General features: G+C 67.0%; 5 protein-coding genes and 4 pseudogenes. All 9 read left to right on the top strand.

Translation table 11 applies throughout. The features are described 5' to 3' along the window. Positions 1–230 precede the first annotated feature (230 nt). Positions 231–1,277: pseudogene (locus C0541_RS21725) on the top strand (MCP four helix bundle domain-containing protein); the annotation flags it as partial. Continuing rightward, positions 1,268–2,413: pseudogene (locus tag C0541_RS21730) on the top strand (methyl-accepting chemotaxis protein); the annotation flags it as partial. The pseudogenes C0541_RS21725 and C0541_RS21730, both read left to right, overlap by 10 nt. A gap of 4 nt (positions 2,414–2,417) precedes the next feature. Beyond that, positions 2,418–2,555: pseudogene (locus C0541_RS21735) on the top strand (methyl-accepting chemotaxis protein); the annotation flags it as partial. A 300-nt stretch (positions 2,556–2,855) separates the two neighbouring features. Then, complete coding sequence (locus C0541_RS11595; RefSeq protein WP_115048501.1) at positions 2,856–3,389, top strand: hypothetical protein; 534 nt, start codon at positions 2,856–2,858, stop codon at positions 3,387–3,389. 328 nt (positions 3,390–3,717) lie between these two features. Continuing rightward, the gene (locus tag C0541_RS11600; RefSeq protein WP_161960021.1) at positions 3,718–5,985 is read left to right on the top strand and encodes a methyl-accepting chemotaxis protein; all 2,268 of its coding nucleotides are present in this window, start codon (positions 3,718–3,720) and stop codon (positions 5,983–5,985) included. Between the two features lie 50 nt (positions 5,986–6,035). Beyond that, a complete protein-coding gene (locus C0541_RS11605; protein WP_161960022.1) occupies positions 6,036–8,885 on the top strand; it encodes a methyl-accepting chemotaxis protein in 2,850 nt (949 codons plus the stop codon). A gap of 215 nt (positions 8,886–9,100) precedes the next feature. Next, positions 9,101–11,560 (top strand): methyl-accepting chemotaxis protein, encoded by a 2,460-nt coding sequence (locus C0541_RS11610; RefSeq protein ID WP_115048503.1) that lies wholly within the window; start codon positions 9,101–9,103, stop codon positions 11,558–11,560. Positions 11,561–11,952: 392 nt separating this feature from the next. Beyond that, complete coding sequence (locus C0541_RS11615; RefSeq protein ID WP_115050270.1) at positions 11,953–14,196, top strand: methyl-accepting chemotaxis protein; 2,244 nt, start codon at positions 11,953–11,955, stop codon at positions 14,194–14,196. A 108-nt stretch (positions 14,197–14,304) separates the two neighbouring features. Beyond that, a pseudogene (locus C0541_RS21490) lies at positions 14,305–16,877 on the top strand (methyl-accepting chemotaxis protein). Positions 16,878–16,971 lie beyond the last annotated feature (94 nt).

Here is a 16,971-nt window from a genome sequence, read left to right on the forward strand (position 1 = left end):
GGCTGAGCACGCCTGCATGCGCGCGGCGTGCTCAGCGTCGGCCGTGCGCGATCTGCAACATGAGCTCAGGTCACCGCGTTCCTCACCCCGCTCTCCCACACGCGCACTGCGCAATGCGTCACATCTGAAGAACGCAAGCGAGCCAACAGACGCCGGTCGGCTCAAGAAAATCGGCTGGCGGACGCTACCGCTGTTCTCCTTTTCCCTCCCTCCCTCCTCCCGAGAACATCATGAAATTCCTGCACTCCCTCACCGTCGGGCGACGCCTGGCGCTGGCATTCGCGTTGCTGATCGTTTTGTTGGCCGGCTCGACCAGCCTGGCGCTGTACGAGTTCAAGACCGTCAAGAACCAGGTCTCGATCATCATCGAAATCAACAACCGCAAGGCGCAGCTGCTCAACCAGATGCGCGAGAGCAATATGCTGGGCGAGCGTTACATCCGCGACTTCATGCTGGCCTCGCCGCAGCAACAGCCCGCGATCGATGCGCAGCTCAAGGCCAATCGCGCGCACTACGCCGCGTTGTGGGCTGCGCTCAAACGCCTGCCGACCACCGCAGACGGCATGCGCGCGCGCCAGACCATCGAAGACAGCCTCACCGCCGCCCGTGCCACCAACAATCGCCTGCTCGGCATGATCCGCGACGGCAACCTGGACGGTGCCAAGCAGTTGTTGGGCGGTGAAGCGCAACCGTTGCTGGAGCGCCGCTCCAGGGCGATCGCTGCCGCAGTGGAACTGCAGAACACCCAGAACGCCGCCGGTGCCGCCGCCATCCTGGGGAGCGTTGCGCTGGCCAATCGCGCGTTGATCGCCTTCGGCCTGCTGTCGGCCGGCCTGGCCGCTGCACTGGCGTGGCTGATCTCGCGCAGCCTGGTACGTCCGCTGACCCAGGCCACCCGGGTCGCCGACGCCATCGCGCACGGCCGGCTGGACAACCCGATCGGCCCGCAGCCCGGCGATGAGCCCGGCCAGCTGTTGACCAGCATGCGCGGCATGCAGGACCAGCTCAAGGCCGTTGCCGCCGCACAGCGGGACATGGCACGCCGCCACGACGACGGCCAGATCAGCTTCCGCATGGACGAAGCGGTGTTTCCCGGCGAATACGGCAGCATGGTGCGCGACACCAATGCGCTGGTCGATTCGCATATCACGGTGAAGATGAAGCTCGCGCAGATCATGTCGCGCTATGCGATCGGCGACCTGAGCCAGGACATGGACCGCCTGCCCGGCGAGAAGGCCGTGCTCAGCGACACCATGGACGCGGTCAAGCGCAATTTGTTTGNCGCTATGCGATCGGCGACCTGAGCCAGGACATGGACCGCCTGCCCGGCGAGAAGGCCGTGCTCAGCGACACCATGGACGCGGTCAAGCGCAATTTGTTTGCGATGAACAGCCAGATCAAGCTGCTGGCGCAGGCCGCGGCCAAGGGCGATTTCAGCGTGCGCGGCGACACGCAGCGCTTCCAGTACGACTTCCTGGCCATGGTGGAGAGCCTCAATCAGCTGATGGCCACCGCCGATGGCAACCTGGGCGCCTTGTCCAAGGTGCTGCAGGCCATTGCCGCCGGCGACCTGACCGAGCGCATGCATGGCCAGTTCCACGGTGTGTTCGCGCAGATGCGCGACGATGCCAACGCCACCACCGAGCAATTGTCCGGCATCGTCGGGCGCATCCAGCACGCCACCGTCTCGATCAATGCGGCGGCCAGCGAGATCGCTGCCGGCAACAACGACCTGTCGCAGCGCACCGAACAGCAGGCTGCCAACCTGGAGGAAACCGCCGCCTCGATGGAGGAGCTCACCTCCACCGTCAGGCAGAATGCCGAAGGCGCCCGCCAGGCCAACCAGCTGGCGATCGGCGCAGCCGACGTGGCCTCGCAAGGCGGCGCGGTGGTCGGCAAGGTCGTCGCGACGATGGCCGACATCCAGGCCTCGTCGAAGAAGATCGCCGACATCATCAGCGTCATCGACGGCATCGCCTTCCAGACCAACATCCTGGCCCTGAATGCGGCAGTGGAAGCGGCACGCGCCGGCGAACAGGGCCGCGGCTTTGCGGTGGTCGCCTCCGAAGTGCGCACCCTGGCGCAGCGCTCGTCCGGTGCGGCCAGGGAGATCAAGCAGTTGATCGACGACTCGGTGAGCAAGGTCGCCGAAGGCACGGTGCTGGTGGACGAGGCCGGCACCACCATGAGCAGGATCGTGGACAGCGTGCAGCGTGTCACCGACATCATGGGCGAGATCTCCGCCGCCTCGCAGGAACAGTCGGCCGGCATCGAACAGGTCAACCTCACCGTGACGCAGATGGACCAGGCCACCCAGCAGAACGCGGCATTGGTGGAAGAAGCCACCGCCGCCGCGCGTGCGATGGAAGAACAGGCCGGGCAGTTGTCCGATGCGGTGGCGATCTTCAGGATCCANGCAGAACGCGGCATTGGTGGAAGAAGCCACCGCCGCCGCGCGTGCGATGGAAGAACAGGCCGGGCAGTTGTCCGATGCGGTGGCGATCTTCAGGATCCAGCCGGATGCTGCGCTGTCGTCGGCGGGCCGCAAATCCGCCACGCGGCACCTGACGGCGGTCTGAGCGCACGCACCTGCGCCCCGCCCGGGTCCGGCGTGCTGCGCGCGCCCTGCTGCGGGCGGAAAAAAACGCCCTGTCCGGCTTGACGCCCTGGCAGGGACAGGCAAAACGCCCCGATCCGGTCGGGGCGTTTTGCCGTCCGGCAGTGGCCGACGAGCGCCCCTGCGACCTCCAGGCAAGGCTGCCGTTGGTCGAAAGGCGATCAAGCCCGGGCTTCGGCGGCCGATACAACGGGGCAATGAGGGCTGCACGGCCCGCGCCACCTTCGAGGAAGTCCGCATGCCTACCATCAACTCACCACGCTCTGCCCGGCACGTGCTGGGTTCGGTGTTCGCCATCGCGCTGCTCGCTGCCAGCGTGTCGTTGCCGCCGTCCTTCGCCGCACCGGCCGCGCCGGTCTCGGTGCTGCTGGACAACGTGCCGATGAGCGCGCTGCAGTCGCTGGCCATCGACCTGGTGCAGCTGCGCGACGACCAGCGGGCGCAGCTTGCCGCGGCGCACGACCCCGCCCGCATCGAGGCCTACGACGAGCGTCTGGGCCACCTGCGTCAACGCATCGCACGGCATGCGGGCTACTTCCAGGCCAGCGCGCCCAAGGGCGAGCAGGCGCGCCAGTTCGCGCTGGTGCAGCAGCAGCTCGGCCAGTACCTGGCCCAGCATCGGCAGGCCAATCGCGCCCTGCACGACGGCGACCTGCGGCATGCGCAAGCGCTGTCGCTGGGCCATGCGGGCGACACGCAGCAGCGGCTGTGGACCGAACTGCAGAGCCTGCAGCAGTCGCTGGCCAGCGTAAGCACCACCCAACGCCACTGAGCACTGCCCGCGTTGCGACCCCGGTGGCCGCAACGGCGTCGCAGCCTTCCCCGCCCGCGCTGCGCCCGACCGGCGGCCTGCCATGCGGGCACGCGTGCGCCCTGCCATCCGCCGTCGATCCTGCGCCCGCGCGCCCTGCTCCGCGCCGGTGCGCGCTGCCGCCGCGTGCCGATGACAGCCCCTGCGAGCGGGGCGGCGTGCGGGTGACGCCGCCCCGGAATGTAATGAAAAACCATCGCCGCACCGGCCGTCGCACTGCGCTCAACATTTTGGGGATCAGGTCGCTATTCGACTTATCCCGGTCACATTCCTTTGCTGGATATCTGCCATGACGTTCAAGACCACGATTGCAAACACGCTGGCCAATGTTCCGCTGAAGCGCAAGTTCCTGGCGCAGACCGCGCTGGTGGCGCTGGGCATCATCGCGCTGGCGGTGATCGCCGCGCGCATGCAATACATGGATCTTACCGATACGCGCCGCGATGGCCTCAAGAGCCAGACCGAAATGGCCATCGCGGTGGTCAATGGCTACGCCGAGCGCGCCGAGAAGGGCGAGATGGACGTGGACAGCGCCAAGAAGGCCGCGCTGCATACCCTGTCCACCATGCGCGCACGCGGCGGCGTGGACTACATCTACGTCACCGACCAGGCGCCGGTGATGCTGATGCACCCCACCCGCCCGGACCTCATTGGCAAGCCGCTCAACGATGTGCTGAGCCCCGACGGCAAGCGCATCTTCCCGGCCTTCGTCACCGCGGCGCAGTCGGGCGGCGGCTACGTCGATTACGCCTGGGCCAAGCCCGGCGAAAAGGAGCCGGTGCAGAAGACCTCGTACGCCTCGCTGTACAAGCCGTGGGGCTGGGTGATCGGCACCGGCGTGTATCTGGACGACACCCAGGCGCAGGCGCTGGTCTTCACCGGCATCGTCACCCTGGCCGGCGGCGCGCTGGTGCTGCTCAACCTGCTGGTGGGCTGGCTGATCGGCAATTCGATCCTGGAGCCGGTGTCGCGCGCGCTCGCCGCCATCAAGGGCGTGGCGCGTGGCGATCTGAGCGTGCGCACCGCCCAGCATGGCAGCGATGAAATCGGCCAGATGCTCAAGGCCACCGACGACATGGTGCATACGCTGGAGCGCTTCTCCGCGCAGACCAAGGTGATGGTGCACATGCACGCCGGCGAAGACGTCAGCCACCGCATGCCGACCGATTTCCCCGGCGTCTACGGCGAGCTGGCCGGCGGCATCAACACGATGATCTTCGAACACCTGGACGCCATCATCGACGCGATCGGCATCCTCAACGACTACGCGCAAGGCGATCTGTCGCGCGACGCCGTGCGCCTGCCCGGCACCCGCGCCATCCTGCACGAGGCGATGGATGCGGCCAAGGCCAGCCTGCTGGCGATCAACACCGAGATCAAGCGCCTGGCCCAGGCCGCAGCCAATGGCGACTTCAGCCAGCGCGGCGATGCCACGCGTTTCAGGCACGACTCGGCGCGCATGATCAGCGACCTCAACGCGATGATGGACGTCAGCGACCGCAACCTGGGCAAGCTGTCCGAGCTGCTGGCCGCACTGGCCGAAGGCGACCTCACCGCCCGCCTGGACGGCGAGTTCCACGGCGTGTTCGCGCGCATGCGCGATGACGCCAACACCACCGCCACCCAGCTGGCCGACATCGTCGGGCGCATCCAGCAGGCCGCCGGCGCCATCACCGGTTCGGCCAGCGAGATCGCCGCCGGCAACAACGACCTGTCGCAGCGGACCGAGCAGCAGGCCGCCAGCCTGGAAGAAACCGCCGCCTCGATGGAGGAGCTCACTTCCACCGTCAGGCAGAACGCCGAAAGCGCGCGCCAGGCCAACCAGCTGGCGATCGGCGCGGCATCGGTGGCCTCGCAAGGCGGCCAGGTGGTCAGCCAGGTGGTCGACACCATGTCCGGCATCCAGACCTCGTCCAGGAAGATCGCAGAGATCATCTCGGTCATCGACGGCATCGCCTTCCAGACCAATATCCTGGCCTTGAACGCGGCGGTGGAAGCCGCTCGCGCCGGCGAGCAGGGNATCATCTCGGTCATCGACGGCATCGCCTTCCAGACCAATATCCTGGCCTTGAACGCGGCGGTGGAAGCCGCTCGCGCCGGCGAGCAGGGCCGCGGCTTCGCCGTGGTCGCCTCGGAGGTGCGCACCCTGGCCCAGCGCTCGGCCGGCGCGGCCAAGGAGATCAAGCACCTGATCGATGACTCGGTCGGCAAGGTCGCGCAGGGCTCGGCGCTGGTGGACCAGGCCGGCAAGACCATGGCCGAGATCGTGTCCTCGGTGCAGCGCGTGACCGACATCATGAGCGAGATCTCTGCCGCCTCGCAGGAACAGTCGGCCGGCATCGAACAGGTCAATCTCACCGTGACCCAGATGGACGAGAGCACCCAGCAGAACGCCGCGCTGGTGGAAGAAGCCACCGCCGCCGCCAACGCCATGCAGCAGCAGGCGCAGCAGCTCGACCAGGCGGTGTCCAGTTTCCGGGTGAGCGCAGCCGCGCCCGCGCAGCGCGAACATGGCCGCAGCGTCGCGCGCGCGGGCGCCTTGCGCGTGGCCAGCTGATCGCCGCCAGGTCGCTTCCGCACCACCTCCCTCACTTCGAAGCCACGCGCATGCCCTCGTCCTCCATGCAATCCCGCTCCGGCGGCAGCCTGGCGTACCGCCTGATGCTCGGCACCGCAGTCGCCGCATTGCTGTGCTTCGGCCTGACCGCGGCGATCAGCTACTGGCAGAGCAGTCGCGCGTTGATCGCTTCGGCGCAGACCACGATGCAGGGCGCGGCGCGCTATCAGGCAGAGCAGATCGGCAACGAGCTGGGGCAGGCATTCACCACCGGCCAGTCGCTCGCCAGCGCCTTGCTGGCGCAGCGTGCGCATGGCGGAGTGAGCCGCGAGGCAGCGGCGGCGATCATGCACGACGCGTTGCAGGATCATCCCGAATGGGTCGGCATGGGCACGTTGTGGGAACCGCAGGCCTTCGACGGCAGGGACGGCGAGTATGTCGATGCCCAGGGCCACGACAGCAGCGGTCGCTTCATGACCTACTGGGCCTACAACGGGCAGTCACTGATCCGCGAGCCGTTGGTCGGTTACGAAAAGCCCGGCGACGGCGACTGGTACCTCAAGCCCCGCGAACTGGGCCGGCAGATCGTGGCCGGCCCCTACGATTACCAGATCGGCGGCAAGCCGGTGCTGATGACCACCTTGTCCACGCCCATCCTGGACCAGGGCAGGTATGTGGGCGTGGTGTCGGTGGATTTCGCCCTGGCCGCGCTGCAGAAGCGCCTGAGCGCGTTGCGCCCGATGGACGATGGCTATGTCGAGCTGATCTCGCCGGCCGGGGTGGTTCTGGCCTCGCGCGACGCTGCGCGGATCGGCAAGCCGGCCGACAGTGCCGACTACCGCGCGATGCTGGCGGCCACCAGGGCCGGCAAGGACTATCTGGACTTCACGCCGGATGCCGCCGGCACGGTCAGCGCCTATGTGCCGTTGCAGATCGGCCAGGCGCAGGAGCGTTTTGCGCTGGGCGTGGTGGTGCCGTATGCGGCGATCATGCAGCAGGCACATCGCCTGCTGTGGACCATCCTGGCCGTCGGCCTGGGCTCGGCGCTGGTGCTCAGCATCGCGTTGTTTGCCCTGCTGCGCCGTCAGGTGGTGGGGCCGCTGGATGCCGCCGCAAAGGTGGCGGACGCCATTGCCTCCGGCAAGCTGGACAACCAGATCGCCGCGCAGCGCCAGGACGAGGTGGGCCGCCTGATGGGCGCCATGCAGCGCATGCAGACCGACCTGCGCCAGCGCATCGAACGCGACGCGCAGATTGCCGACGAGAACCTGCGCATCCGCACCGCGCTGGAACACTCGGAAATGGAAGTGCTGCTGGCCGACGAGCAGCACACGGCGGTGTTCATCACGCAGGCGCTGCACAACTCGTTGAAACGCAGCGAAGCGGCGTTTCATGCCAAGGGCCAGCAGGGCTTCAGCGCCGATGCGGTGGTCGGCAGTCCGCTGGAGTATGTGTTCGGCACCGATGCCGAGGGCAAGGCACGCCTGCAGCGCCTGCAGCAAGTACAGTCCACCACGTTGGAGCGCTACGCCTTCGGCCCGGTGACGCTGGATCTGACCGTGACCCCGCTGTACGCCGCCGATGGCCATCGCAGCGGCAGCATGCTGCTGTGGCGCAATGTCAGTGCCGAAGTCAGCACGCAGGCAGAAGTCGCCGCGCTGGTGCAGTCGGCCTTGATGGGCGACTTCGGCCGACGCCTGGCGCTGGACGACAAGCACGGCTTCTACCTGGAATTCGGCCGCCAGCTCAACGGCTTGCTGGACACCACCTCGCAAGGCCTGGAGCGCGTTTCCCAGCTCCTCAGCGCGCTGGCCGAGGGCGACCTCAGCGTACGCATGGACGGACAGTTCCAGGGCGTGTTCGCGCGCATGCGCGACGCTGCCAATGCCACCGTGGCGCAACTGACCGGCATCGTGTCGGGCATCCAGACCTCGGCCACGCAGATCAACGCGGCCGCCAGCGAGATTGCCGCCGGCAACAGCGACCTGTCGCAACGCACCGAACAGCAGGCGGCCAACCTGGAAGAAACCGCCGCCTCGATGGAGGAGCTCACCTCCACCGTCAGGCAGAACGCCGAGCACGCACGCCAGGCCAACCAGCTGGCGATCGGCGCGGCCGATGTCGCCTCGCACGGCGGCGCGGTGGTGGCGCAGGTGGTCACCACCATGTCCGGCATCGAGGTCTCCTCGAAGAAGATCGCCGAGATCATCTCGGTCATCGACGGCATCGCCTTCCAGACCAATATCCTGGCCTTGAACGCGGCGGTGGAAGCCGCTCGCGCCGGCGAGCANATCATCTCGGTCATCGACGGCATCGCCTTCCAGACCAATATCCTGGCCTTGAACGCGGCGGTGGAAGCCGCTCGCGCCGGCGAGCAGGGTCGCGGCTTTGCGGTGGTGGCCTCGGAGGTGCGCACGCTGGCGCAGCGCTCGGCCGGTGCCGCGAAGGAAATCAAGCAGCTGATCGACGACTCGGTCGGCAAGGTGGCGCAGGGCGCGTCGCTGGTGCAGCAGGCCGGCACCACCATGGCCGAGATCGTGGCCAGCGTGCAGCGCGTGACCGACATCATGGGCGAGATCTCCGCCGCCTCGCAGGAGCAGTCCAGCGGCATCGAGCAGGTCAACCTCACCGTGACCCAGATGGACGAGGCCACCCAGCAGAACGCCGCGCTGGTGGAAGAAGCCACTGCCGCTGCACGGGCGATGGAAGCACAGGCCGGCCAGCTGGCACAGGCGGTGTCGCGCTTCACCCTCGCCGATGCGGCCACGCCGATCGCGGCAGTGCCGGCGCTCGCACCTGCCGCGACCACCCCCAGGCGCTCCGGCGCGGCCGTTCCACGCAAGCCGGCAACCGCATCGACGGGCACCACCGGCACCGACGGGCACTGGCAGGACCTCTGAGCCGCGCGTGCACTCAGCGTTGGCCGCGGCAGCGCGGCCGCGTCTGCCCCGCCATCGCTCTGCCCGCCCTGCCCGCCATGGCGGCGCTGCCGGCGACCTGAGCGCCGCGCACGCAGGCCGGACGCTGCAGCGTTCATCCTTCAAAGATAAAGAATCATGCCCGGCAGCCGTTAGCGTGCTGGAGAGCATTTCCGCGCGACATCCCGGAGTCACTGATGAACAAGTTCAACGATTGGCCGATCCGCCGCAAACTGATGGTGGCATTCTGTCTGAGCGCCGTGCTCACCGCCTTGCTGGGCGGCCTGGGCTACTCACGCATGCGGCAGATGCAGCAGCAGGCCGTGCTGATCAACGAGGAGGTCGTCCCGATCCTGAGCAAGCTCTCGGAGCTGCGCGCCTTCGGCGGCGAATTCCGTATCTACGAATCCGGTCAGTTCGTCAATCTCGAAGACCCGGAGCGCTACGCCTACTTCCTCACCCGCATGGATGAGATCCAGGGCAAGTATGCGCAGACGCAAAAGGCACTGGAAGCCAAGATCGGCGCTGCATCGCCGCTCAAGGCCGCGTACACCAGGCTTGCCGAACAAAGCGCGAGCTACTTTCAGGCCAACCAGACGCTGCGCACGCTCTACAAGCAGCCCGACTATGCGGCGGCAGTGCTGGCAAACAAGCAATCCGGCGACATTCGCAAGGAATTGTTTGCGACGATCGACACGATGTACACCGAGCAGTCGACCGCGCTGGCCAACATGGTTGCCGCCAGCAGCGCCTCGTTCAAGCTGACCAGCGCAGTGTTGCTGCTGGGCACGCTGCTGATGGCGGCGCTGTCGGTGACCTTTGGCTGGCTGATCGCGCGCAGCATCACCAATCCGCTGGCCAAGGCGCTGGGCGCCATCAAGGCGGTCTCGCGTGGCGATCTGGGCGTGCAGGTCAACAAGACCAGCAACGACGAAATCGGCCAGATGCTGGAAGCCACCGGCGGCATGACCCAGATGCTGCGCCGCTTCAGCGAGGAAACCGCGCGCATGTCGCACCTGCACGCGGCAGAAGACATCACCCACCGCATGCCGGAGGATTTCCCCGGCGTGTACGGCACCCTGGCCGGCGGCATCAACACGATGATCTTCGAGCATCTGGATGCGATCACCGACGCGGTGCGCATCCTCAACCAGTACGCACAGGGCGACCTGACCCAGGACGCACGCCGCCTGCCGGCCAGCCGCGCGATCCTGCATGAAGCGATGGATGCGGCCAAGGCCAGCCTGTTGTCGATCAATACCGAGATCAAGCAGCTGGCGCAGGCCGCAGCCGCCGGCGACTTCAGCGCACGTGGCGACGCGGCACGCTTCAAGTACGACTTTGCGGTGATGGTGGCGGATCTGAACTCGATGATGGAAGTCAGCGACCGCAATCTGGGCAAGCTGTCGCAGCTGCTCGGCGCGGTGGCCGACGGCGACCTGACCGCACGCATGGACGGGCAATTCCACGGCGTGTTCGCGCGCCTGCGCGACGATGCCAATGCCACCACCCAGCGCCTGACCGATATCGTCGGGCGCATCAAGCACTCCACGCTGGCCATCAACACTGCCGCTGGCGAAATCGCCGCCGGCAACAACGACCTGTCGCAGCGCACCGAGCAGCAGGCCGCCAACCTGGAAGAAACCGCCGCCTCGATGGAAGAGCTGACCTCCACAGTGAAGCAGAACGCCGAGCATGCGCGCCAGGCCAACCAGCTCGCCATTGGTGCGGCCGACGTGGCCTCGCACGGCGGCGCCGTGGTCGGCCAGGTGGTGGACACCATGTCCGGCATCCAGACCTCGTCCAGGAAGATCGCCGAGATCATCTCGGTCATCGACGGCATCGCCTTCCAGACCAACATCCTGGCCNGACAGGTGGTGGACACCATGTCCGGCATCCAGACCTCGTCCAGGAAGATCGCCGAGATCATCTCGGTCATCGACGGCATCGCCTTCCAGACCAACATCCTGGCCCTGAATGCGGCGGTGGAAGCGGCGCGTGCCGGCGAGCAGGGCCGTGGCTTTGCCGTGGTCGCTTCGGAAGTGCGCACCCTGGCCCAGCGTTCGGCCGGCGCCGCAAAGGAGATCAAGAGCCTGATCGACGATTCGGTCAGCAAGGTCGCCGAAGGCTCGGCACTGGTGAACCGGGCCGGCAGCACCATGAGCGAGATCGTCTCCTCGGTGCAGCGCGTCACCGACATCATGAGCGAGATCTCCGCCGCCTCGCAGGAACAGTCGGCCGGCATCGAGCAGGTCAACCAGACCGTCACCCACATGGACGAAGCCACCCAGCAGAACGCCGCGCTGGTGGAAGAAGCNGCCTCGCAGGAACAGTCGGCCGGCATCGAGCAGGTCAACCAGACCGTCACCCACATGGACGAAGCCACCCAGCAGAACGCCGCGCTGGTGGAAGAAGCCACCGCCGCCGCCCGTTCGATGGAAGAACAGGCCCAGCAGCTCACCGAAGCGGTGGCCTTGTTCCGCCTGTCGGCCGAGCTGGAAGCGGTGACCCGTGCCACCCCGGTGGTGCGCCAGCTCGCTGCCAAGCGGCCTGTCGCCGCCAGCGCACCGGCGCCTAGGCCGCAGGTCGCCAGGCCGGCGGGACGTGCTGCCGTGGCGTTGGCACCGTCCAACGAATCGGACTGGGCCGAATTCTAGGCCACCCCGCAGCGGCCGCGTCCCGGCCCCTGCCCACGGAAGCCGCGCTCCGCAGAGCGCGGCTTTTTTATTGCCGCAGCACGCTCGACGGAGGCACATCAGTCGCGGACAGGGAATAAAACGACCTTAAAATAACTTTCAACTTATGTAATATCTTTTTGATTGTCGAGCCCGGCATTATGTCCGCAGAATACGATTCCACCACCCGATTAAATCGTATCCCCTCGGCACATTATATTTCACAAGCCTGACCGGGTTATATATTTTCCGATATCGAGGTATTCAGCGATGCCGTTGCGCGCCGTTACTGCGCATAGCGATCTGTGATGCAGGCACTGCCTGGCATCACCTGGACGCTTCCATCCAACGCGCACGCCTGCCGGGAATTGATCATGACTGCATTTCTTCAACGCTATAACGTCGGCCCCCGACTGGCGGCGGCATTCGCCGTGCTGATCGTCCTTTCCGCCTGCATCGCCCTCATCGGCTATCGCGGGTTGAGATCGGCACGCACGCTCGTCGATCATCTGGTGCACCAGAACATGGTGAAGATCCGGCTGTCCAACGACATGATGACTGCCAACTACACTATTGCGATGCAGATCCGCAATGTGGTCTTGCCAACCAGCAATGAAGATAATCTCAAGTTTATCGGGATCATCAACAAGGCGCGCGCCGACTACACCAAGGCGCGCGATGCGCTCTATGCGACGCCGCCATCGGACCAGGGCCGCGAAATCCGCGCAGAAATCGATCGCCGGCGCGCCCTGGTCAAGGCGTTGAACGACCAGGTGGTGGACCTGGTCATGACCGGCCGTAGCGATGAGGCACTGCCGTTGCTGCTGACCAAGGCCGCACCCGCGATGCAGCAGTGGCAGGAGAAGATCGCCGAAAACATCGCCCTGCAGGACAAGCTGGCCAGCGAGGCATCCGCTGCCGCACTGCAATCCATGGACGACTCGCGCAAGCTGCTGATCGCCGGCACCGTGCTGGTGGTGCTGCTGAGCGGGACGCTGGGCCTGCTGATCACCCGCAGCCTGACCCAGCCGCTGGGCCGGGCCACCCGCGCGGCCGAATCGATTGCCGGCGGCAAGCTGGATAACGACGTCGACACCCAGTTCAACGACGAAAGCGGCCGCCTGCTCAAGGCAATGAGCAAGATGCAGCTGCAGCTGCGCAACCTGCTCGCCGCGCAGACCGACATGGCCAGGCGCCACGACGACGGCCAGATCAGCTTCCGCATCGATGCCGATGCCTTCCCCGGCGAGTACGGCCGCATGGCGCACGACACCAATACATTGGTGGGCTCGCACATCGCGGTGAAGATGCGCCTGGCACAGATCATGGGCCGCTACGCGATCGGCGACCTGTCCGAGGACATGGAGAAACTGCCCGGCGAAAAGGCCGTGCTCAGCGAGACCATGGCCCAGGTCAAGATCAATCTCGGTGCGATGAATACCCAGATCAAGCACCTGGCGGTGTCTGCGGCCAATGGCGACTTCAGTGCCCGCGGCGATGCCGAGCGCTTCCAGTACGACTTCCGCCTGATGGTGGAAAGCCTCAACAACCTGATGGCCACCGCCGACGGCAACCTGCAGTCGCTGTCCAGCCTGCTGCAGTCCATCGCCGCCGGCGACCTCACCGCGCGCATGAGCGGCGAGTTCCGCGGCGTGTTCGCGCAGATGCGTGACGATGCCAACGCAACGGCCACGCAGCTGGCCGAGATCGTCAGCGGCATCAAGTCCTCGGCGGTGTCGATCAAGGGTGCCGCCAGCGAGATCGCCGCCGGCAACCAGGACCTGTCGCAGCGCACCGAGCAGCAGGCCGCCAACCTGGAGGAAACGGCCGCCTCGATGGAAGAGCTCACCTCCACCGTCAAGCAGAACGCCGAGAGCGCGCGTCAGGCCAACCAGCTCGCCATCGGCGCGGCCGGCGTGGCCTCGCAGGGCGGCGAAATCGTCAGCAAGGTGGTCGAGACCATGAGCGGGATCGAAGCCTCGTCCAAGAAGATCGCCGACATCATCTCGGTCATCGACGGCATCTCGTTCCAGACCAACATCCTGGCCTTGAATGCCGCCGTCGAAGCGGCGCGTGCCGGCGAACAGGGCCGCGGCTTCGCCGTGGTCGCCTCGGAAGTGCGCACCCTGGCGCAGCGCTCGTCGGCGGCCGCCAGGGAGATCAAGGGGCTGATCGACGACTCCGTGCAGCGCGTCTCCGAGGGGTCGGTGCTGGTGCACAGCGCCGGCAAGACCATGGGCGAGATCGTCTCCAGCGTGCAGCGGGTCACCGACATCATGGGCGAGATCTCCGCCGCCTCGCAGGAGCAATCCTCGGGCATCGAGCAGGTCAACCAGACCGTCACCCAGATGGACGAGACCACCCAGCAGAACGCCGCGCTGGTGGAGGAAGCCACCGCCGCCGCACGCGCGCTGGAAGACCAGGCCACCCAGCTCACCGACGCGGTGGCGGTGTTCAAGACCGACACCGCGTACGCGCCGGTGCGCAGCGCCGCCCCGCGGCCGGTGGTGACGCCGGCGCTGAAGGCCAAGGTGGCCGCAGCCGGACGCAGCGCCGCGGCCAGGCCGCGTTCCGTGGTCGCCGCGCCGGGCAACGACACCAGCTGGCAGGAGTTCTGAGCCAAGCGGGCGCAACAGGCTGAATGGAGCCAGTCGGCGCCTGCGCCGGCCGGCTCAAGGCATAGCTGTTATCAGCCGATAGGCTGCGTACGCCTATGAGAAGCATCCATGACCACGTTGCCCGTGCAGCCTCCGCACACCGCCCCACCCTCCCCGCACCGCTGGAGCAGCCGCTGGGATGACCTGGCAATCGCCAGGAAGCTCGGCGTGATCGGAGTGCTGGCGCTGGCCGGCCTGGTCATTCCGGTGCTGCTGTACAGCGGCAAGCTCAACGAAAGCGTGGCCATCAGCAGCAACGAGCTGCGCAGCTATGCGCCGCTTGGACAGATGCTGGGGCTGATCACCGACCTGCACGCTGCCCACGTGGACAGCGGCAGCACCGCCAGCGCCGCAGCCGCGCGCGCCGAGCGCGATCTGCAACGCCTGCTGGCCACCACGGCAACCATGCCGGGCTTCGAACGCAGCCAGAAGGCCCTGCTGGGCCTGCAGCAGCGCCACGTCGCCGGCGCCGCTGCAACCGGCTATGCCGCCGTCAGCGAACAGGCGTTTGCCGCACTCGACGCCCTGCGCGACGACAGCCAGCTGGTCTACACCCCGTATATCGAGAGCTACCACCTGGTGGTGGCCACGCTGATCTACAGCCCCGATGCCACCGAGTCGCTGACCCGGCTGGATGCGGCCAGCGACCCGTCGCAGGCGGCCGACAGCCGCGCCATGCTGCGCGAACAGCTCAACCAGCTGGCGCGCAGCCACCAGCGATTCCGGCATGAGCTGGACAAGGCGATAGGCCTGCTGGAACAGCCCGACCCTGCGCTGGCCGATGCCGCCAGGACCGAAACCGCGCGTGCGAACGCGGCGCTGTCCGCACTCGGCACTGCGCTGGAAGGCAGCGACGCCAATGCCGACACCCAGTGGAACGCAGCGCTCGACGCGCTCGGCCAGGCCATGCAAGCGCTCGGCAGCGTCTCGCTGCAGGCCTTGCAGCGCCAGTCCGAGCGTCACCTGGCCGAGGCCCGCGATGCGATGTGGCAGGCCATTGCCGGGCTGTCGCTGCTGGCGGTGCTGATCGCGGCGCTGGGCTGGTACACCCTGTCCAGGCTGACCCGCAATGTGCGCCGCGCCGCTGCAGTGGCGGCCAACATCGCGCAAGGTCAGCTCGGCGAGCACATCGCCACGCCCAGCCGCGATGAAACCGGCCAGCTGCTCGACAACATGCGCCGGATGCAGGACCAGTTGCAGCGCGTGCTGACCGCGCAGAGCCAGATGGCGCAGCATCACGACGCCGGCCGGATCAGTTACCGCATGGACGCCGATGCCTTTCCGGGTGCCTACGCCAGCATGGTGCGCGACACCAACGCCCTGGTCGGCTCGCATATCGCGGTGAAGATGAAACTCGCCCAGATCATGTCACGCTATGCGATCGGCGACCTGAGCCAGGACATGGACCGCCTGCCCGGCGANTCGGCTCGCATATCGCGGTGAAGATGAAACTCGCCCAGATCATGTCACGCTATGCGATCGGCGACCTGAGCCAGGACATGGACCGCCTGCCCGGCGAAAAAGCCGTGTTCAGCGACACCATGGATGCGGTCAAGGCCAACCTGTCGGCAATGAACAACGAGATCAAGTTGCTGGCGCAGGCCGCCGCCAACGGCGATTTCAGCGTGCGTGGCGATGCGCAGCGCTTCCAGTACGACTTCCGGGCCATGGTCGACAGCCTCAACCAGCTGATGGCCACGGCCGACGGCAATCTGGGCGCGCTGTCCGGCGTGCTGCAGGCCATTGCCGCCGGCGACCTCACCACCCGCATGCAGGGCGACTTCCACGGCGTGTTCGCGCAGATGCGCGACGATGCCAATGCCACCGTGGCGCAGCTGGCCGATATCGTCGGACGCATCCAGCGCTCCACCGACGCCATCAACGCTGCGGCCAGCGAGATCGCCTCCGGCAACCAGGACCTGTCCCAGCGTACCGAGCAACAGGCTGCCAACCTCGAGGAAACCACCGCCTCGATGGAAGAACTCACCTCCACCGTGCGCAACAACGCCGAACATGCGCGGCGCGCCAATCAGTTGGTGGTCGGCGCCGCCACGGTGGCCTCGCAAGGTGGCACGGTGGTCGGCGAGGTGGTCGGCACCATGGCCGGCATCCAGGCCGCGTCCAGGAAGATCGCCGACATCATCTCGGTCATCGACGGCATCGCCTTCCAGACCAACATCCTGGCCTTGAACGCGGCGGTGGAAGCCGCCCGTGCCGGTGAACAGGGCCGCGGTTTTGCGGTGGTCGCCTCCGAGGTGCGCACCCTGGCGCAGCGTTCGGCCGGCGCGGCCAAGGAGATCAAGCAGCTGATCGACGATTCGGTGAGCCGGGTCGAACAAGGCAATGCGCTGGTCAGCCAGGCCGGTCGCACCATGCAGGACATCGTCGATTCGGTGCGCGGCGTCACCGAGATCATGCACGAGATCAGCGATGCCTCGCAGCAGCAGTCCCAGGGCATCGAACAGGTCGGCCAGACCATCGCGCAGATGGACCAGGCCACCCAACAGAACGCCGCGCTGGTGGAGGAAGCCACCGCCGCCGCACGGGCGATGGAACAGCAGGCGCAGCAGCTGCGCGATGCGGTGTCGGTATTCCGGCTGCAGGCCGCTGCCAGACCGGCCAGGCGCGTGCGGGCCGCGTGACGCGGCGGCGCGCGGGCATGCGTGCACGCCCCGCGCGCGCGCCCTTGCGGACCCGCGCAGGGCGCCGGGAACAACGCGGCCACCGCCACCGCTG

The sequence above is a fragment of the Xanthomonas arboricola genome, from assembly GCF_003353015.1.
Lineage (GTDB): Bacteria > Pseudomonadota > Gammaproteobacteria > Xanthomonadales > Xanthomonadaceae > Xanthomonas > Xanthomonas arboricola_E.